18 protein-coding genes and 4 tRNA genes are annotated in these 18371 nt (G+C 54.2%); 9 read left to right on the forward strand and 13 right to left on the reverse strand.

Features of this window, described 5'->3' with window-relative positions:
- The first annotated feature begins 88 nt into the window (after positions 1-88).
- The gene (locus tag BHU62_RS25490; protein ID WP_265341093.1) at positions 89-220 is read left to right on the forward strand and encodes a hypothetical protein; all 132 of its coding nucleotides are present in this window, start codon (positions 89-91) and stop codon (positions 218-220) included.
- Positions 221-280: 60 nt separating this feature from the next.
- Here BHU62_RS25490 and BHU62_RS25495 read toward each other — a convergent pair whose 3' ends face one another.
- The 4 genes from BHU62_RS25495 to BHU62_RS00340 all read right to left on the reverse strand — a co-directional run bounded on the left by BHU62_RS25495 (position 281) and on the right by BHU62_RS00340 (position 1685).
- Positions 281-412: a hypothetical protein gene (locus tag BHU62_RS25495; RefSeq protein ID WP_015377413.1), complete on the reverse strand. Its 132-nt coding sequence runs from the start codon at positions 410-412 to the stop codon at positions 281-283.
- A 69-nt stretch (positions 413-481) separates the two neighbouring features.
- Positions 482-985 carry a YlaC family protein gene (locus BHU62_RS00330; protein WP_073528620.1) on the reverse strand — a complete coding sequence of 168 codons (504 nt, stop codon included), beginning with the start codon at positions 983-985 and terminating at the stop codon, positions 482-484.
- A gap of 123 nt (positions 986-1108) precedes the next feature.
- A complete protein-coding gene (locus tag BHU62_RS00335; RefSeq protein WP_073528621.1) occupies positions 1109-1408 on the reverse strand; it encodes a sigma-S stabilization anti-adapter protein IraP in 300 nt (99 codons plus the stop codon).
- Positions 1409-1588: 180 nt separating this feature from the next.
- Positions 1589-1685, reverse strand: a tRNA-OTHER gene (locus BHU62_RS00340).
- A 325-nt stretch (positions 1686-2010) separates the two neighbouring features.
- Between BHU62_RS00340 and BHU62_RS00345 the strand changes: the two genes are divergently transcribed.
- The 6 genes from BHU62_RS00345 to BHU62_RS00365 all read left to right on the forward strand — a co-directional run bounded on the left by BHU62_RS00345 (position 2011) and on the right by BHU62_RS00365 (position 9063).
- Positions 2011-3192 carry an efflux RND transporter periplasmic adaptor subunit gene (locus BHU62_RS00345; RefSeq protein WP_073528892.1) on the forward strand — a complete coding sequence of 394 codons (1182 nt, stop codon included), beginning with the start codon at positions 2011-2013 and terminating at the stop codon, positions 3190-3192.
- A complete protein-coding gene (locus BHU62_RS00350; protein WP_073528622.1) occupies positions 3189-5126 on the forward strand; it encodes a MacB family efflux pump subunit in 1938 nt (645 codons plus the stop codon). Before BHU62_RS00345 ends, BHU62_RS00350 begins: the two co-directional genes overlap by 4 nt.
- Before the next feature lie 3 nt (positions 5127-5129).
- Positions 5130-6497, forward strand: coding sequence for a TolC family protein (locus tag BHU62_RS00355; RefSeq protein WP_073528623.1), 1368 nt, complete (start codon positions 5130-5132; stop codon positions 6495-6497).
- A 412-nt stretch (positions 6498-6909) separates the two neighbouring features.
- On the forward strand, positions 6910-8412 hold the full coding sequence (gene proP / locus BHU62_RS00360) for a glycine betaine/L-proline transporter ProP (RefSeq protein ID WP_073528624.1): 1503 nt from the start codon (positions 6910-6912) through the stop codon (positions 8410-8412).
- Positions 8413-8550: 138 nt separating this feature from the next.
- Positions 8551-8688 (forward strand): hypothetical protein, encoded by a 138-nt coding sequence (locus BHU62_RS25155; RefSeq protein WP_171971274.1) that lies wholly within the window; start codon positions 8551-8553, stop codon positions 8686-8688.
- 105 nt (positions 8689-8793) lie between these two features.
- Complete coding sequence (locus BHU62_RS00365; RefSeq protein WP_073528625.1) at positions 8794-9063, forward strand: hypothetical protein; 270 nt, start codon at positions 8794-8796, stop codon at positions 9061-9063.
- Positions 9064-9294: 231 nt separating this feature from the next.
- Here BHU62_RS00365 and BHU62_RS00370 read toward each other — a convergent pair whose 3' ends face one another.
- Positions 9295-9582 (reverse strand): hypothetical protein, encoded by a 288-nt coding sequence (locus BHU62_RS00370; RefSeq protein WP_236720557.1) that lies wholly within the window; start codon positions 9580-9582, stop codon positions 9295-9297.
- Between the two features lie 238 nt (positions 9583-9820).
- Here BHU62_RS00370 and BHU62_RS00375 point away from each other — a divergent pair, with 238 nt between their 5' ends.
- Together BHU62_RS00375 and BHU62_RS00380 are read left to right on the forward strand one after the other, a co-directional pair.
- Positions 9821-11161: an anaerobic C4-dicarboxylate transporter gene (locus BHU62_RS00375; protein ID WP_073528626.1), complete on the forward strand. Its 1341-nt coding sequence runs from the start codon at positions 9821-9823 to the stop codon at positions 11159-11161.
- A gap of 726 nt (positions 11162-11887) precedes the next feature.
- Complete coding sequence (locus BHU62_RS00380) at positions 11888-12877, forward strand: acyltransferase family protein (RefSeq protein ID WP_073528627.1); 990 nt, start codon at positions 11888-11890, stop codon at positions 12875-12877.
- Between the two features lie 556 nt (positions 12878-13433).
- On the opposite strand, the gene BHU62_RS00385 is transcribed toward BHU62_RS00380, so the two are convergent.
- The 8 genes from BHU62_RS00385 to pgsA form a co-directional block, all read right to left on the reverse strand.
- Positions 13434-13519: transfer RNA gene (locus BHU62_RS00385), tRNA-Leu, on the reverse strand.
- Between the two features lie 10 nt (positions 13520-13529).
- Positions 13530-13603, reverse strand: a tRNA-Cys gene (locus BHU62_RS00390).
- A gap of 361 nt (positions 13604-13964) precedes the next feature.
- Positions 13965-14417, reverse strand: coding sequence for a hypothetical protein (locus BHU62_RS00395; protein ID WP_073528628.1), 453 nt, complete (start codon positions 14415-14417; stop codon positions 13965-13967).
- Between the two features lie 97 nt (positions 14418-14514).
- A complete protein-coding gene (locus BHU62_RS00400) occupies positions 14515-14850 on the reverse strand; it encodes a TfoX/Sxy family protein (protein WP_073528629.1) in 336 nt (111 codons plus the stop codon).
- Between the two features lie 176 nt (positions 14851-15026).
- On the reverse strand, positions 15027-15899 hold the full coding sequence (locus BHU62_RS00405) for an alpha/beta fold hydrolase (protein WP_073528630.1): 873 nt from the start codon (positions 15897-15899) through the stop codon (positions 15027-15029).
- 203 nt (positions 15900-16102) lie between these two features.
- On the reverse strand, positions 16103-16918 hold the full coding sequence (locus BHU62_RS00410; protein WP_073528631.1) for a hypothetical protein: 816 nt from the start codon (positions 16916-16918) through the stop codon (positions 16103-16105).
- A gap of 664 nt (positions 16919-17582) precedes the next feature.
- A tRNA-Gly gene (locus BHU62_RS00415) sits at positions 17583-17658 on the reverse strand.
- Between the two features lie 144 nt (positions 17659-17802).
- Positions 17803-18351: a CDP-diacylglycerol--glycerol-3-phosphate 3-phosphatidyltransferase gene (pgsA, locus tag BHU62_RS00420; RefSeq protein ID WP_073528632.1), complete on the reverse strand. Its 549-nt coding sequence runs from the start codon at positions 18349-18351 to the stop codon at positions 17803-17805.
- Positions 18352-18371 lie beyond the last annotated feature (20 nt).

Below are 18371 nucleotides of genomic sequence, written 5' to 3' on the forward strand. Positions count from 1 at the left end.
ACTCGATTTCTTTCGGTGATGGTGATCATGGCGCTGGGCGTAGCGGCGCTCGATCTCAGCATCGCCGGTTTGGTCCATAGACTTTTAATTGGATAATTTCAACGTGACGCAGCAGCGGGAACAAGAAAAAGACATTCTGGGGAAAATACTGGTGACGGTGTCCGCACTTTGCCTGGTTCTGGTGGCGGCGTTCCTGATATGGGGATTCGTGCTGGACTGAACCACACGACGCCCAGAGATAAAAAAAACCGCCGCGGCGGTTTTTTTATGGGTCCGGCGATCAGATTTTGCAGCCTTCGCAGTCCGCTTCGTCTTCGAGGAACTCCGGCACCTCTTTTACCTTCTGCGCCGCTTTCTCTTCGGCTTTCGCCAGTTCGGCATCGATATCAAAATCGAAAATATCATCACTCATCGCTTGGTCCTCAGTCTGCTTCACGTTCAAACGCTGAGTATAATCGACAAGCCGCCGGCCGGAAACCTTTCAGTTAGCCGCCGCCAGCTGCGGCTGCTCATCCTGCGGCTTTTTTCCGTAGGCCATGTCGTACACGTCGTAGAAGTCGATTTCGCCTTTGTTGCCGATGATCACCCGCATCTTCTGCTTGAGCGCGGCACCGATGGACGGTTCATCCAGCAGTTGTTGCACCGCGTAAGGCGACAGCGCACGGGTGAAATACCATTCGCCGTTGTAGCAAACCCGCAGATCCAGCACGCCGATGTCCTCGAAACGGTACACCGGCCGGATTTCGATCAGCAGCATGGCGAACATGAACAGGACGAAGGCGGTGAAGCCCAGGAAGGCATAAATCCCCATGTACGGCACTTGATACATCACGGCGATCACCGCGAAGTAACCGGCGAACATGGCAAGGCACAGATAGCGGTGAGTGCGGGCGAATTCGCCGTTGAAGCGCGGCTTGCCGTCACGCCCTTCGCGCCGGTTGATCTGTTCAATCTCTTTAACCAAGATGCTTTTAATCGCGTCCATCGTTACAACCTTATGCTGGAAACAGCATTGCCATCAAATCTCACCGCTAAAACTAACACAAGTACAGTTTCGCCGGGTAGATCAGTTCGCCAACTTAATGGTGGCAACTGTTATAGTTATGGTTCATCGCGGCTGAGCGGCCTTGCCTTGCGCAAACATAAACATGCGCTGGGCGACGTCGTCGGCCTGTTTGATTTTCTGCTTTTGTGGCTCGTTACCGCGTTGAATGGCGCGGGCGTAGGCAATTTCATGCGCCTGGTCGATCATGGCGATGACTCGCTCACGTTCTGCCTTTTCCATATTGCCCAACATGGTGGTGATAATCGCCTGATACGCGTTGGACGCTGCGGTCAGCGCTTTCTCGCGCGCCTCGAGAGCGGCGACGCGTTGCAAGAGTTCTTGCAGTTGATCGGAGTGGGACATATCGACCTCCTGTTGCCGGGCAGCAAGCCTGCCTGATCACAGTTTAGCAAAGGATCGAGGAAGAAAGGGGAAGGAAAGCCAGCAGTTACGGTAAAGCACACCCGAAAATCCCAACGAGGAGCCGATAGTGCAAATCAACCCGGGTGCGCTTTACGGTAACCGCAAAGAAGTGAAGAAAGTTGGCGCGCTATGCAGGACTCGAACCCGCGTCTATCAATTTTCAAGCCAAAACAAGCCATTATAAAACCAATCACTCTGCCAACTGAGTTAATAGCGCGTTCCTTCGCTTCGGGACGCCATTATCCATATCAACATTAAGGGTTCAAGTTTTTTAGCATAATTCGCTGAATTTACGGATAAGTCTTAGGTTATCGATAGCATTATGACGTTACGGCAGCTCAATAATTCGATAATCGCCGACCATAAAACAGATACCTGCCCGGCGGATAATAACTCACCGTGATCTTTAGCGGGAAAGCCTTTACCATCCCTTCTCCAGCGGGAAAGCGCCTCACGTTTAGCGCCAGTTCAAGCTGGTGCTGCCATGATGGCAGACTGGAACCGCCGCTTTTATCGTTATGGAAAACCTGGGCATGCCATCACTGAAACTCACACCCCGCCGTTTGGCGCCGATCGCCGTCATCATTTTCATCGCTATCGCTCTTGCGCTGGCGATCTATGAGCAACGCCCGCCGCAGCAAGATTATGTCACCGCGCCGGCGCGACTGGGCGATATCGAAAACGCCGTGCTGGCCACCGGTCGGCTGGATGCCGTCGAACGCGTCAACGTCGGCGCACGAGTCTCAGGTGAAGTGAAATCGCTGAAGGTCAAACTGGGCGACCGCGTCACCAAAGGGCAACCGATCGCCGACATCGACGATCTGCAGCAACGTAACGACCTGCTCAACGCCGAGGCGGCGCTGAACGTCGTCAAAGCTGATTTGCAGGCCAAACAGGCACAGCTGAAACAGGCTGAATCGCGTTTCAAACGCCAGCGCCGCATGCTGAACGACGAGGCCAGCTCGCGCGAAGACTTCGAAACCGCCGAAGCCACGCTCGCCACCACCCACGCCGAGCTGTTGTCGCTCAATGCGCGTCTGGTGCAGGCGCAGATCGAGGTCGACAAGAAAAGGGTCGATCTGGGGTATACCCGCATACTGGCGCCGATGGACGGCGTCGTCATCGCCGTGGTCACGCAGCAGGGGCAGACGGTGAACTCGCAACAAAGCGCGCCGACCATCGTCAAGCTGGCGCGGCTGGACGTGATGACCATCAAGGCGCAGATCTCCGAAGCCGACATTACCCGCATTTCGCCGGGGCAAAAGGCTTACTTCACCATTTTCTCCGATCCGGAGAAACGCTACGACGCTACGCTGCGCACCCTCGAACTGGCGCCGGAATCGGTAATGAAAGACGACTCGCTCGCCGGCACCAGCTCCGCTTCCGGCTCTGGCACCTCGAACGCGTCGGTCTATTACAATGCGCTGCTGGATGTGCCCAACCCGGAAAACCGGCTGCGCATCGCCATGACCGCACAGGTTTCCTTGCTGCTCGGCGAAGCGAAGAATGCCCTGCTGGTGCCGATTCAGGCGGTACATAAAACCGAAGGAAAAGTGCAGCAGGTGCAGGTACTGACCCAGGATCAGCGCCTGGAAACGCGCGAAGTGACCACCGGTATCACCAACAACGTCGACATTCAGATCCTCAGCGGCCTGAAAGCCGGAGAAACCGTGGTGCTGTCGCAACCCGCCGCCAAGTCGGCTGAGGACGGCATCTTCCTGTGAACGCGATCATCGAACTAAAAGGCATCAGCCGCACCTACACCAACGGCGGTCAGGCGCTGACGGTGCTGAAAGACATCAATCTGACCATCGCCGCCGGCGAACTGGTGGCGATCATCGGCGCCTCCGGCTCCGGCAAATCGACGCTGATGAACATCATGGGCTGTCTCGACGTGCCGGATCGCGGCGATTATTACATCAGCGGCCAGAACGCCGCCCATTTGTCACCGGACGAACTGGCCCGGCTGCGCCGCGAGCATATCGGCTTTATCTTTCAACGCTACCACCTGATGCCCGATCTCAGCGCGCTGGGCAACGTCGAAATTCCGGCGATCTACGCCAACGCCCGGCGCGATCAACGGCGGCTGCGGGCGGCGCAACTGCTGGCGCGGTTGGGCCTGGAGGGCCGCGAAGACCACAAGCCCGGCCAACTTTCAGGCGGCCAGCAGCAGCGCGTCAGCATCGCCCGCTCGCTGATCAACGGCGGCGAGATTATCCTGGCGGACGAACCGACCGGCGCGCTGGATACCCAATCCGGCCAGGAAGTGCTGGCGATCCTCAGCGAACTGAATCAACGCGGCCACACCGTGGTGATCGTCACCCACGATATGAATGTGGCGCAGCATGCGCAGCGCGTCATCGAGTTGCGGGACGGCAAGATCATCGCTGACAGCGGCCGCCAAGCGGCACCCGCCGTAGCGCTGCCGCCGCCGATCCGCAGCCGGCAAAGCGGTTGGCAAAGCGTGATCGACCGCACCCGCGAATCACTGCACATGGCGCTGAAAGCCATGAACGCCCACCGCCTGCGCACTGCGCTGACCATGACCGGCATCATTTTCGGCATCGCCGCCGTCGTCACGGTGGTGGCACTGGGCGAAGGTGCCAAACAGCGCACGCTGGAGAATATCAAAGGTCTGGGTACCAACGTGGTGAGCATCTATCCGGGGCGCGACTTCTTCGACGACGCCATCGACAGCATCCGCACCCTGGTACCGGCCGACGCCGACGCGCTGGCGCAGCAAAGCTTCGTCGACAGCGTCAGCCCGGAGGTCAGCGCGTCCGACAGCATCCGTTTTCGCAGTAAATCCGCCACCGCCTCGATCACCGGCGTCGGGCGCGACTATTTTCGCGTCAACGGCATCACGCTGGTGCAAGGTGCCACCTTCCGCGACGATCGCAACGCGTTGCAGGAAGTGATCATCGACGACAACGCGCGCCAGGCGCTGTTCGGCGATTTCGGCGTGGAACCGCTCGGCCAGATCGTATTTCTCGGCTCGGTACCGGCGCGGGTGATCGGCGTCGCCAAAAGCGAACGCAACTATGCGCCCAACCGCATCAGCGTGTGGATGCCCTACAGCACGGTGATGTACCGGATGGTCGGCAAAACCACGCTCAGCGGCATCACCGTGCGGCTGAAGGATGACGTCGCCAGCGAAGCCGCCGTCAGCGCCATTACGCAGTTGCTGACCCAGCGCCACGGCGTGAAGGACTTCATGACCTTCAACCGCGATCAGTTCCGCAAATCGATCGAGCGCACCTCGATGACACTCAGCCTGCTGATCTTGATGGTGGCCTCGATCTCACTGGTGATCGGCATCCTGGGCGTGATGAACATCATGCTGGTGTCGGTGACCGAGCGCACCCACGAAATCGGCGTGCGCATGGCGGTCGGCGCACGGCGCGGCGACATCATGCAACAGTTTATGATCGAGGCGGTGCTGGTCTGTTTGATCGGCGGCGCGTTGGGCATCGCACTGTCGTTCGCCGCCGGAGCGCTGTTCACCTCGCTGGCCGGCGGCATGTTCACCGCCATCTATTCCTGGCAAGCCGCCGCGACGGCGTTTTTCTGTTCAACCTTAATCGGCATGATCTTCGGTTATCTCCCCGCCCGCAAAGCGGCAAGGATGGATCCGGTCGTTTCATTGGCCAGCGAGTAACCCATGAAAATTCTCTCTCCCTTGGCGTTAAGCCTTGCAGCCCTGTTCACCGCCGGCTGCGGCAATGCGCTGAAAAGCGACTACCGGGCGCCGCAGATCAACTACCCGGCAAGCTGGCAACAGGCGGCCGACAGCGCCGCGCCGACGCCGTTCGACTGGCGCGACTTTCACGATCCCGAGCTCGAACGCTGGCTGCAGCAAGTGACGGCAAGCAACAACGATCTGGCCGTCGCCGCGCTGCGCGTCTACCGCGCGCGGCTTGAGGCGGAACGCGTCGGCATCCGCACGGCACCCAACCTTAGCGCCTCGTTGAACGCCGGCATCGATCGCCCGCTGTCGGAGTCCTCCGCATGGAATAAAACCAGCGGTGCGTCTCTCAGTACGAACTATGAAGTCGATCTGTGGGGCAAGTTGGCGCGCCAGCGCGACGCCGCCGAGTGGGCCAGCCAGGCTTCCGAGCAGGATCTGCAGACGGCGCGCCTAACGCTGCTGGCCAACGCCGCCACTCATTACTGGCGCATCGGCTTCCTCAATCAGCAGATCGGCGTCAGCCAAGCGAGCATCGCCTATGCCAAAGAAACGCTGCGGCTGGCTAACGCCCGCTATCGGGCCGGCAACATCTCTGCGCTGGACGTAGTAAACGCGGAGCAAAGCCTGCTGACGCAGGAAAACCGTCTGTTGGCGTTGCAACGTGAGTACCAACAAGCGCTGAACGAGCAGGCGGTGCTGCTGGGCGCCCCCTCCGGCCAGACTACGATCGCGCCAGCTCGCTTGCCGACGACGGCGATGCCGCAAATCAACACCGGTATTCCCGCCGGCGTTTTGAGCCGTCGCCCAGATCTCCGCGCCAAAGAGCTGCGGTTGCGCGCCGCGCTGGCCAATGTCGATGAACAACGCCTGCAATACTATCCCGCCTTCAGCCTGACCGGCTCATTGGGCGCCAGCAGCAACGCGCTGTTGGCGTTTCTGCACAATCCGACGGGTAGCCTCGGCGCCGGCCTGACACTGCCGTTCCTGCAATGGCGGCAAATGGGCGTGGACATCAAAATCGCCCGCAACGACTACGAACAGCGGGTATTGGAGTTCAAACAGGCGCTGTACCAGGCGATGGGCGATGTGAACAACGCACTGTCGCTGCGCACGCAGCTGATGGCGCAGGAAACGCAATTGCGGGCCTCGCTGGCGCTGGCGCGTAAATCGGAACGGCTGAATGAGGTGCGCTATCGACAAGGGGCCGTCACCATTACCGACTGGCTAAATGCTCAGGAGCAACGCCGCCAGGCGGAACTGGCCGTGGACGAAAACCGCTTCGCGCAGTACCAAAATCTGGCGAAAATCTATCTGGAGTTCGGCGGCTCATCGGCGCAATAAACGTACCGGCCTGGCCTTCGGGTCAGGCCCTTTTCGCCGGCAAATACATCAATTTTTCCTATTTTACCCCCCGCATTCTCTATACTTTAGACAGCATCAATCAGACAAAAAAACGTCAAGTCGCACAATTACCAGACCATCCCCGCTCAAAATCAGCGCAAACACTTAAGATAAATTACTCATTTGATCATCACAAGATATAACGTTAAGCTATATGCTAGAAATAATTAGTCAACTAAATGACATATTTTCGGCATAAGAGACCCTGTTTTGTGATCATAATCTCGCAATTCGGATGGGTAGCAAATCGCCACGAAATGCGATTCCATTAGCCGATTTGATAGCTCGAAAACAACAGTGAACGGAGATGACGCTTTCACGAACAACGAATAATTCATTAAGGGATGATTATATGAAGTTAAGAAAAAAACGACATAAACCGATGCATATTAACGACATCACCATCATCGATGACAGCAAACTCAAGAAGGCGATCACCGCGGCGGCCCTGGGCAACGCGATGGAGTGGTTCGACTTCGGCGTATACGGCTTTGTCGCCTACGCCCTTGGCCAGGTATTCTTTCCCGGCGCCTCGCCCGGCGTGCAAATGATCGCCGCGCTGGCGACGTTCTCCGTACCCTTCCTGGTACGCCCGCTCGGCGGCCTGTTCTTCGGTGCTATGGGCGATAAGTTCGGCCGCCAAAAAGTCCTCTCGGTCACCATTATCATCATGGCGGTCAGCACCTTCTGTATCGGCCTGATCCCGTCCTACGCATCAATCGGCATCTGGGCACCGATCCTGCTGCTGCTGGCCAAACTGGCGCAGGGCTTCTCCGTCGGCGGTGAATATTCCGGTGCAGCGATCTTCGTCGCCGAATACTCGCCGGATCGCAAGCGCGGCTTTATGGGCAGCTGGCTGGACTTCGGTTCCATCGCCGGCTTTGTGCTGGGTGCGGGCGTGGTGGTGCTGATCTCCAGCATCGTCGGCGAAGCCAACTTCCTCGACTGGGGCTGGCGTATTCCGTTCTTCATCGCCGCGCCGCTGGGCCTGATCGGCCTCTACCTGCGTCATGCGCTGGAAGAAACCCCGGCGTTCCAGCAGCACGTCGACAAGATGGAAAAAGATGACCGTAACGCCATCGAAAATCCGCCGAAAACCTCGTTCAAAGAGATCGCGGCCAAACACTGGAAAAGTCTGCTGGTGTGCGTCGGCATCGTGATTTCCACCAACGTGACCTATTACATGCTGCTGACCTATATGCCGAGTTACCTGTCGCATAACCTGCACTACTCGGAAGATCACGGCGTCCTGATCATCATCGCCATCATGATCGGCATGCTGTTCGTGCAACCGATGATCGGCCTCACCAGCGATCGCATCGGCCGCAGGCCGTTTATTATCGGCGGCAGCATCGGCCTGTTGGCGCTGGCGATCCCCTGCTTCATGCTGATCAACAGTAACGTAATCGGCCTGATCTTCGTCGGCCTGCTGGTGCTGGCGGTGTTGCTCAACGCCTTCACCGGGGTGATGGCCTCCATTTTGCCGGCGATGTTCCCGACGCATATTCGCTACAGCGCGCTGGCGATTTCATTCAACATCTCGGTGCTGATCGCCGGTGCGACGCCGACCGCCGCCGCCTGGCTGGTCGAAGCGACCGGCAACCTGTACATGCCGGCTTATTACCTGATGGCCGTCTCGGTGATCGGTCTTATCACCGGTCTGTATATGAAAGAAACCGCCAACAAACCGCTGCGCGGCGCGACGCCGGCCGCTTCGGACCGCACCGAGGCGAAAGAGCTCTTGCAGGAGACCTACGACAACATCGAACAAAAAGTCGAGGACATCAACGCGCAGATCGCCGAGTTGGAAAAGAAAAAGCAAATCCTGATTGACCAGCATCCCAAGCTGGATTGATAGGCGCTGAAAGGCAAAAGCCGCCCGTTCGGGTGGCTTTTTTGCTTGAATTTCAATCGAAACACTGCGCAGCGCATTTTATGACAATCGGGATTGGTGGTACTCTTTGAACCACACTTATTATGGAAAAGCATGATCATGAGCAAAATGGACCTTCCCGTCATCATTGGTATCGCCGTTATGCTCGCCTTGTGGCTCGGCGCACTTTTCAACATTGGCGATATCAACTTCACCATTTCCCGCCTGTTCCACTGGCTCGAAAGCCAACGCGGATGACCCGCGCCCACGCTGACGCAGGTGGCGGCAAACATCGGCTATGATTGAAAGACGTTACCGTCATTTTCTGAGATTATCGCCTGCGATGATAAAGGGGACCGCATCATGACCGACTATGTGTTCTACAATCAGATCCTGACCCGCCTGGCCGCCAATCACCCCGGCACGCTGGATGAAAAAACCTACGAACTGTGGAAGCAAGACGCCACCAGTTCGCACGCCTTCGCCGATCCCTTCGCCTATCTGAAGGCCAAGGGGCTGATACAGGCTTATGTGATGAGTGACATCGACGAAAACAACTATGACGTCGATCCACATCAGACGCGGATCACCGCTGCCGGCCTCGAATTCATCCGCAACGGCGGGTTCAAATAAGCTGCGTAAAAAAACCGCCGGCCGGCGGTTTTTTTACGCACAACGCCAGGCAAATTCAGCCACATTCAGCAACGGCGCGGCCGGTTTGGCAACGTCACCCTTGCAGCGCTTAAGATTCAACCAATGGATTCGGCGTATCCACTTCTCCTGGCGGACTCACTAATCCGCAGCCGTGGATCAGGCGAGCTATCAGATCCAACGCATCATCGGCGGCAGCGATCTCGGCGTCATTCACCCCCGCTCCACCGCACGCTCAATGGCACCCATCACCGCCGGAGCCCCTCCCCCAGCGTACTGTGCACCGCACAGCCGGTTACCGAGTCCAATACCGTAGCGGCAAAGCCACCATGAACGCCCCCCCAACGGATTCAGGTGGCGCCCGTCGGCCCGCACCACGATGCGGATATCCCCCACCGCGACCGGTTTCATGGGCACCGTCTCGGCGATCGACGGCGGTGGGACTTTGCCGGCCATCGCAGTCTGTAACAGCGCCAGCCCGGTCATGAGTGTCGGATCCATAGTTTTCCTCCTCTGATGAATGAACCTGTCATAGAGAAGATATCTGACCTGTACGCGTGTTTTTTCGTGCTGATGGCATCAGCCGCCTGCCTTCTGATTCACTTAGCGTGACCGTCATCACCCTTTAGGGTTAATAACCACAATTTTCCAATGCCTTTAGATTTAAAACAACTTTTTGCCGCCAACCCGGCCGGAAACTGAACGCAGTTAAGTTCAACATTATTAAGGCGTATCTATCATGGATTTCTTTCTGCAATTAGCGGTTATATTGGCATGCCTGCTTTATGGGGCACGTAAGGGCGGCATCGCGCTGGGGTTGCTGGGTGGCATCGGTCTGATGATCCTGGTGTTCGGTTTCCACCTGCAACCCGGCAAGCCGCCGGTGGACGTGATGCTGGTGATCATCGCGGTGGTGGCGGCCTCCGCCACCCTGCAAGCTTCGGGCGGGCTGGACGTTATGCTGCAGCTCGCCGAGCGGATGCTGCGGCGCAACCCGCGCTACGTCTCAATCATCGCGCCGTTCGTGACCTGTATTCTCACTATCTTGTGCGGCACCGGTCATGTGGTGTACACCATCTTGCCGATCATCTATGACGTGGCGATCAAAAATAACATCCGCCCGGAACGGCCGATGGCCGCCAGCTCGATCGGCGCGCAAATGGGCATTATCGCCAGCCCGGTCTCGGTGGCGGTGGTTTCACTGGTGGCGATGCTCAGTAGCTACACCTTTAATGGCCGCCACCTGGAATTCCTCGATCTGCTGTCGATCACCATTCCTTCTACCCTGTGCGGCATTTTGGCGATCGGCATCTTCAGCTGGTTCCGCGGCAAAGATCTGGATAAGGATCCGGAATTTCAGAAATTCATCTCGGTACCCGAGAATCATCGCTACGTCTATGGCGACGCCGCTACCCTGCTGGACCGAGTGCTGCCGCGCAGCAACTGGATCGCAATGTGGATTTTCCTCGCCACCATCGCGCTGGTGGCGGTGCTGGGGGCTTTCTCCGAGCTGCGGCCCAGCTTCGGCGGCAAACCGCTGTCGATGGTACTGGTGATCCAAATGTGCATGCTGATGGCCGGGGCGCTGATCGTCATCATCACCCGCACCAATCCGGCGTCGATCTCTAAAAACGAAGTGTTCCGCTCCGGCATGATCGCTATCGTGGCGGTCTATGGCGTCGCCTGGATGGCGGAAACCATGTTTGGCGCACACCTGGCGCAGATCGAAGCCACACTGGGCGTGCTGGTGAAAGCGTACCCCTGGGCCTATGCGCTGATCCTGCTGCTGGTGTCGAAATTCGTCAACTCGCAGGCCGCAGCGCTGGCGGCGCTGGTGCCGGTGGCGCTGGCGATCGGCGTCAACCCGGCCTATATCGTCGCTTCAGCACCGGCCTGCTACGGCTACTACATTCTGCCGACCTACCCCAGCGATCTGGCGGCGATCCAGTTCGACCGCTCCGGCACCACCCGCATCGGCCGTTTCGTGATCAACCATAGCTTTATTCTGCCCGGCCTGATCGGCGTCAGCGTTTCCTGCGTCTTCGGCTGGATCCTCGCCGCGGCGTTCGGTTTCTTATGATTTGTACTGCGGAGCCCTGCGGGGCTCCCGGCAGACAGGAGTGAAAATGGCGAAAATATTTTAAAAAATATTAACATCACCCAGAACATCATTCGATAATCATACAAAACCATCTGGCTACAGTAAGGTTAAGATTCACTTTCCGAGCTGTCATAGGCATAAATCACAGATTGCCAAGGTCCTTCTAATCGCGTGTTGCCATAGCTACAACATGCCGCACACCACTCTGATGCAGCACTGACCTCAAGTCTCATAACCAAACCCAGACAGCCTGATTTCGTCAAATGTCTAACTGCCTCCTCCTATTATTCATGCGGGATCACGCCGAGGAATGTAAGAGCGCATCCCCGGAAACATTGCGTAGGCATAATAAATATTCAAAGTGGTTATATTCTAGCGACCTTAGAGTAAAAGTAATTGATATCACACTCACCAGTGGCTCGAAAAACAACCAAAAAACTTTTATCGCACAAAATAAACTCGGATTTACGTTTGAAAAACAACAGAGATAGCGCTATTATTTTGCGCGAAACAGCGGGGAGGCGCAGAGAAAACCCTGAATGAAAGGACGCAGGGATCCTGTGCAAGGATATCAAATATCTCTTTTTTCATAGCGACTCAGCTCACACTTTCAAACGTTAACTGACAGAGAGCGGTCGTTAAAACGAAATAAATTAACAGCAATGTGAATTAAATATTTTAAAATCATAATAAATGAGATTAAAAATGGAAAATAGATTACCACACATAGATATAGCAAGGGCATTTGCGATTATAGCAGCATACTTGGGTCATATCTTAGCATATCAGTATCCTGGTACTGTATTAACCAACCTGGTATTATCATTCTCTCCTGGCGCAGCAATGTCATTGCTCGCATTTATCAGTGCAATCCTCGTCACCCCCAAAAATCTTACAGTTACTAATACAGCAGCAACAAGAAGAGTATTGAGGATTTACATACCCATGTTGTTATGTATTGCAATCACCTTTATTTTTAGCAGGATAAATACGCCCTGGGATTACGACGCGAAACATGTGCTCTTCCACATTATGGGACTGAGCCTATTCTTTGATTTGTTAAGCTTGCCAAATAATGCTGGCATGGGATATGGACTGTGGTTTGTTACTACAATATTAATTATGTACTTAACTCTTCCAATCCAGATCAAGCTATTCACTCACAGAAACGGAAAGTTGCACCTTCTGATGGTATTTTTGCTCTGCCTTTTGCTGAAGCTATACCTAAAAATAGACTCCTCGCCTTGGGTGGTTCTCGCTAGTTTTTCTCTTGGCGTCTATTTATCCGTAAGGAATAAGGTTGAGTCGGCCACTAGCATGAGCTTCCCCAAGGCCTCGTTCCTATTGCTAGGAATAACAATTATAAGCTATTTCGCCGTGGCTAAAGGAATATATTGGATAATTCCTTTATTAACCCCAGCCTATCCATTGGTCATGCTCCCGTTCTTCAAAGGAATGTGCAATTTCCTGTCTGGCACAGTATTAAAGGCTATAACTTTCTTTAGCCTAATTAGCTATGAGTTTTATATGCTTCAGTTCAGCTTCATAAACGGAGGCTTAACAAAACTCATCAATGTAAATGGATTGGTGGCACACATAGCGCTTTCATTTACCATTTTGATTATTGCTGCATACATAGTAAATAACATATCAAAAAGAATGATAGAAAAGTCCATAAGCTACATGGATAAATAATGAAAAGGCCATGTTTTACATGGCCTTTAATCCACGCAAGAAAGGCCTCCCCTTGGGTTGAAAAACTCATTGGGGAGTGTCATCCACACTCTGTAATAAAATAGCAAGGATCAGGAATCTCACGGGATAAGCAGTAATGATTCTTTCAATTAGCGCTGATATATTTATTACATTAATTCGTAATGCAAGATAGGGGGAATATAAAAATCCAGCGTGCCTGCATACCAAACATCCCGACTGACTTCCACTGCACGCGATACAACGCCGGGTTCTGATCACCTGCGTTCGGTAAGCCAACGATAAAGCTAACACAGATCGCCGGGTAACCCTCTGGCACACAAAGACTTTCGCTTGGTTAACGGTTTCTGCCTCTGCCGGCACCGTCAATATCAGGTCAATAAATCGCGGACCTGGCAGCTATCTACGATCGTAAGGTGAAAAATAACGCTAACGGAGAGTGGCCAGAAAGGATATATATTTATTGCACAAAAAAACCGCCTCTCGGCGGTTACGACATTACTACTTATTGCTTTGATTATTCGGTATTTTCGTTCCCTGGTACCCGGGGCGGGACTTGAACCCGCACAGCCATAAGCCGAGGGATTTTAAATCCCTTGTGTCTACCGATTTCACCACCCGGGCTCGGGAAAGTTGGAGGCGCGTTCCGGAGTCGAACCGGACTGGACGGATTTGCAATCCGCTACATAACCGCTTTGTTAACGCGCCTTTATTCTGTTTGCCTTTTCAGGCAGAAGCCGGTGATTCACCCACTTCGTTTTGTTCTTTTGGTTGGCGATGTTGAAATCGCTTATCCTAATCATCTGATTCTTAAGTAATTTGTTTCGTTACCGCTGAATCGATGGACTGCATTATGGACTAAACCCCCCACCTTGGCAACCCCCCGAAATAGCAAAAAGTTCTCTAACGCTTTCAACTGCTTATTTTGTGGGCGCACTGTTCACAATGCCGACGCAAAGGCAAGCGGAATGTTGATTTTATATGCATCGGCTCAGGAATTCACAGGCAAATCGGTTCTTTTTTCTCGGCAGGAATCGCTTACCCGCGCCCTCTACGGCTTTTCATTTGCTTATGATGATGGGGTACCGTGCAAAACATCATCATGGGGGACATCGCGCAATCTCCGGCGCCACCATAAAAACCCAGCGATCGTGCCCGGCAAAACCGCGATCGTACCGAAAATACGCTGATCGGCATTCAGCAAACCAGGAGCAACGGCGGATAGCACCGCGCATAACAGTAGAAACCACCGCAATCGGCGAATGCCGGGATGAGCGATACCGACGATAGCCCCCACCAAACATGCCGGCAGAAAACCGAGCACATAAGAGAAAGCACCGATAAACGCCACCATGCCCAGCGTGTCGCCGGCCTCGAGACGGCCCAACTCCACAAGTTCGCCGGTGCCAAACACCATTAGCAGAAACATCAACACGCCCCCCAACGGCGGGGCGACCAGGCCGAAGAACAACAGGCATCCCGCCGCTCTCCTGACCAAATGCCGTATAGCGCCAGACTTCATACTCCCTCCTGAGCCCGCCCCTGAGATACCAACAGTGACTCTTCAACCGATGGATTGTGAAGTGACCTGCCTGGCAGACAAGCATAACCCATACTGCTTAAGTAGACTTCTTCGATGGTTTTTTCTTAGGTGCAGGCAGCTGCGCGTAAGTAATCGAGACTAATTGGGAAAGCCAAACACGATCCTCCCAACTCTCTTCCGGAATCATAAAGCAAGGCTTTGCGCCAGGGTAAGGCGGCTCCTCTAAGCATTCGTTCAGGAACGCTTTCCCGCCCGGCGTCGGTTTGATAAACAACCGATCATCACAGACAAGCGCCACCATTTTCTCACCGCAGAAAATGCCATACTCACCGAACATCTTCTTCACCGAAAGCGTATCCGACGCAGAAATGTTGCCGATGATAAACTCTACCGTACTCAGTGTTGAGGCCATCTGGTTTCCTTATTCTTATTTGTGCTCCCTCAGGGCCTGGCCTGGAGCACTTGACTCTCATGTCGGGGAAAATAGCTGAAGGGAAGTCGCGCTTAATGACAGACACACACGCTATTCATCGACCTGAAGTGATGACTGCCGCCATGCAATGGCTAATCATCATACCGACTGAACGCTCACTTCTCCGATAACGCAACGATCAGCTGCGGCCAAAGCGCGGCGTGACTGCGCCTGAACATGTTGATATGGCCGATCGCCTGCCCCCCCACCTGCGTCGGCTGCAGCAGATGGATGGCATGCCTCGCGTTCGGCAACAGCCGCAGCCAGTCTTCGATGCTGCGTTGGGTCACCAACGCATCGTCACTGGCGGCAACCACGGCGATCGGCGCCTGGAACACTGCATAGTAATGACGTTTGATTTCCGTACCAAAAGCGTTTTCCACATAGCCCGGGCGCCGGCACCAGTCGGCCCATTGCCGGGCGACACCGGCGGGTAAGTCCTCCCCCCACCCCAGCCGTTTTGCCGGCGCATAGCCAAGCAGCCGAACCGATAAGGGTATATAGCACCACATAAAGAACATCGCCATCGCCCTAAACGGCCAACGAATATTGCCGATATAGCCGGATGAGGCGGAGACCGCCGTCAGGCTGCGCACCGCGCGGTGATTCGGCATCAGCCCCACCAACTGAGCGCCGGCACTATGTCCGATTAAATGCGCCTGTTGCGCGGCAGTCTTCGATAATAGCCAGTTCAGCGCCGCCGGCATATCCTGTTCTCCCCAATCCTGCTTACGGGCCTTGGAATACCGGACATGCGGCTCCGCCAGAGAGGCGCCGATACCCCGATAGTCGAACACCAAAACCGAATGCCCCTGCTCGCTCAGCCACTGTGCGAAAGCATAATAGAAACCTTGTTTAACGCCGGTGGCGGGGCATATCAGCACCGGCGTCTTATCGCCGCTCGACGCCGGGAAATAACTGCCGCTCAGCATGCAGCCGTCTGCGGCGATAAAACGGATCGCGTCATGCCAGGTATTTTTATCATCCATAACATACGTCCAACGTTGGCGCGCTTTAATTCCCTGGTGGCAATTCAATGCGTGCAATAATCAGAAATCAATATATAGCAGAAAGCAGAGACCTATCCAAGCCACGCTGCTTTAACATCACACAGTGGGAAATAATAAGCGGTACTGAGAAAGAATTGACACAACGCTGAGCAGCAGTTTTATCCGCCGATGCAAAGGCTATTTTATTCACTAATAATAACCCGCTCTGGATAAAAAATACTGATCGTTGCGTTCCCCCTCGTGCGGTCGGTGAAAAATATCTGAGCGGCACGTGCTTGATCATCTGTCAGTATTAGGCGAAGGTCGCTGACAATTTTATCGAACAGCTCCGCACTGTACGCTTTCTCGTCGTTACCGTCAGCCCGTGTTCTGTAGACGCGATACTTCCACTCTTGCCCTCTGTATAATTTACTTGTAGACAAACCGCGCTTTCTGAAAACAACGTTTTTTGCATCATGGCCATCTTCATCTGCAACCGCAGCCAAAGAAAAATCCGGCACATTGGTGTTCAGTCGATTAGCCAAGTCGCTCAGAACGGATGACAGACGGTTGTTAAAATAATAGGTATATTCCCAAGGGCCAGCAGGTTCATCTTTCCCTTCAGCCCACTTCGTAGGGTAATAAAGGCTTGCTGTCGCTGTTCCGTCGGCGCAGTCCGTCAGGAATATTTTTGCGGCAAAGGCACTTTCACTGGGGAGGCCATTAAGCATGTCCTGGATAGGGATAAAAAGCTTTTCCTTATACTCATACTGATTGCTACCCCCCGCTTTGGTTTCCACCGTGGAAACAACCCAGGTTGTGTTGTTCAGCCTTTTCAATTGGCTATCCGGTTTGCTATAAAATATCACCCCTTTCGCCAGCTCACCTCTTTCATCAGCAATAGAAGCTATCACTTTCCTGCCTTCTCGAGAAGATTCATCCATATCTTCTTTCATCTTATCAAGCAACTTGTCGATATCATTTTCAAATTCGTATAAAAGTCCCCATTCTCCCGCCATGATAGCCCCCTTAGACTATGTTTAACGTGATAGTGAATGTTTGTATATATCAACACTGACTTCAACTAATCGGTATATCGATATTGATAAGACACCTAAGCTATTTCACCTACTGATACCCGATTAAGCTGTCAAGTGAGTGTAGCACCGGGTTTTTAAGACGCCATAAAATAACCATCTACTCATAACGAAGACGCTCTCAGTTATAGAGGCAAGCGATTTCACCCGAATTAATACGCAGCAGTATTAGTAACGTCTTAATTACCTGAATGGGGGGGTATAGGGAAAATATTCAATGGCCATCGTCACGTTCAGGATTTTTACCGTGCGAATAGTCTGCACCCGGACAGTATTACCCTGTCCGGCGCCTATCGGGGGTTATTCAGATCCGAACGAACCTGCTTGGGATTGCGCTGAGTCAGCAACAAAATGGCGAAACGGGGCATTAGACAGTCACCTCAGGCTCAGGGCGTTAACCGGCACCCGACGACTTGCCGACGCACCTGAACCCGCCTGCGCCACCAGAAGCGGTGCCACATTCAAGCGAGAAGAGTAAAGTACGAGTGAGTGATAGTGAATTTCAACAAGAATGGAAAAAACAAAAAGGGGCCGAAGCCCCTTTTTGTTTACCTGCCGAACCACGAGAATCCGGCAGGTTAGAATTTGGAGCGGGAAACGAGGCTCGAACTCGCGACCTCAACCTTGGCAAGGTTGCGCTCTACCAACTGAGCTATTCCCGCATTATCAGAACTGACTGATTTCTTTGCTATCTTTCGGCAATTCATCGTTGTCGTCTGATGCGATGCATTCTACTTATCTGACGTGATGAGTCAATCAAATTGTTGGCCCATCACGATCGTTTGCCGATTTTTGCAGCGCATCGATCACGGTTCCAGCAGATCGTTGCGCGCCGCGTTCAAATATTGGAACATCGACCAGAAGGTGAGCACCGCCGCGATGTACAGCAAACCGAACGCGACATATTCCACAGAACGATCCGGGCGCCACAGCAAGCCCACCAGCGACATCATCTGCGCCATGGTTTTCACTTTGCCGATCCAGGACACGGCCACGCTGCTGCGTTTGCCGATCTCCGCCATCCATTCGCGCAGCGACGAGATGATGATTTCACGGGCGATCATAGTGGCCGCCGGCAGCGTGATCCACCAGCTGTGGTAGTGCTCCGCTACCAGCACCAGTGCCACCGCCACCATCACTTTGTCCGCCACCGGGTCAAGAAACGCCCCGAAGCGCGTCGTTTGCTTCCAGCGGCGCGCCAAAAAGCCGTCAAACCAGTCGGTGACGGCGGCAAACACGAAGATTACGGCACAAACCATCGGAGCCCAATTGAACGGCAGATAAAACGCCAGCACAAAGAATGGGATCAGAACTACGCGAAACAGAGTAAGCCAAGTCGGTATATTCAATTGCATAATGCTACGGTAACTATCTG

This window comes from Serratia marcescens, assembly GCF_001902635.1.
Classification (GTDB): Bacteria; Pseudomonadota; Gammaproteobacteria; order Enterobacterales; family Enterobacteriaceae; genus Serratia; species Serratia marcescens_F.

Excerpts from the sequence above, each read along its gene's own strand:
- BHU62_RS00375 (WP_073528626.1), top strand. The coding sequence starts at position 9,821 with ATGGATTTCTTTCTGCAATTAGCGGTTATATTGGCATGCCTGCTTTAT.
- proP (WP_073528624.1), top strand. The coding sequence starts at position 6,910 with ATGAAGTTAAGAAAAAAACGACATAAACCGATGCATATTAACGACATC.
- pgsA (WP_073528632.1), bottom strand. The coding sequence starts at position 18,351 with ATGCAATTGAATATACCGACTTGGCTTACTCTGTTTCGCGTAGTTCTG.
- BHU62_RS00410 (WP_073528631.1), bottom strand. The coding sequence starts at position 16,918 with ATGGCGGGAGAATGGGGACTTTTATACGAATTTGAAAATGATATCGAC.
- BHU62_RS00395 (WP_073528628.1), bottom strand. The coding sequence starts at position 14,417 with ATGAAGTCTGGCGCTATACGGCATTTGGTCAGGAGAGCGGCGGGATGC.
- BHU62_RS00380 (WP_073528627.1), top strand. The coding sequence starts at position 11,888 with ATGGAAAATAGATTACCACACATAGATATAGCAAGGGCATTTGCGATT.
- BHU62_RS00400 (WP_073528629.1), bottom strand. The coding sequence starts at position 14,850 with ATGGCCTCAACACTGAGTACGGTAGAGTTTATCATCGGCAACATTTCT.
- BHU62_RS00335 (WP_073528621.1), bottom strand. The coding sequence starts at position 1,408 with ATGTCCCACTCCGATCAACTGCAAGAACTCTTGCAACGCGTCGCCGCT.
- BHU62_RS25495 (WP_015377413.1), bottom strand. The coding sequence starts at position 412 with ATGAGTGATGATATTTTCGATTTTGATATCGATGCCGAACTGGCGAAA.
- BHU62_RS00370 (WP_236720557.1), bottom strand. The coding sequence starts at position 9,582 with ATGGATCCGACACTCATGACCGGGCTGGCGCTGTTACAGACTGCGATG.
- BHU62_RS00330 (WP_073528620.1), bottom strand. The coding sequence starts at position 985 with ATGGACGCGATTAAAAGCATCTTGGTTAAAGAGATTGAACAGATCAAC.
- BHU62_RS00365 (WP_073528625.1), top strand. The coding sequence starts at position 8,794 with ATGACCGACTATGTGTTCTACAATCAGATCCTGACCCGCCTGGCCGCC.
- BHU62_RS25155 (WP_171971274.1), top strand. The coding sequence starts at position 8,551 with ATGAGCAAAATGGACCTTCCCGTCATCATTGGTATCGCCGTTATGCTC.
- BHU62_RS00355 (WP_073528623.1), top strand. The coding sequence starts at position 5,130 with ATGAAAATTCTCTCTCCCTTGGCGTTAAGCCTTGCAGCCCTGTTCACC.
- BHU62_RS00405 (WP_073528630.1), bottom strand. The coding sequence starts at position 15,899 with ATGGATGATAAAAATACCTGGCATGACGCGATCCGTTTTATCGCCGCA.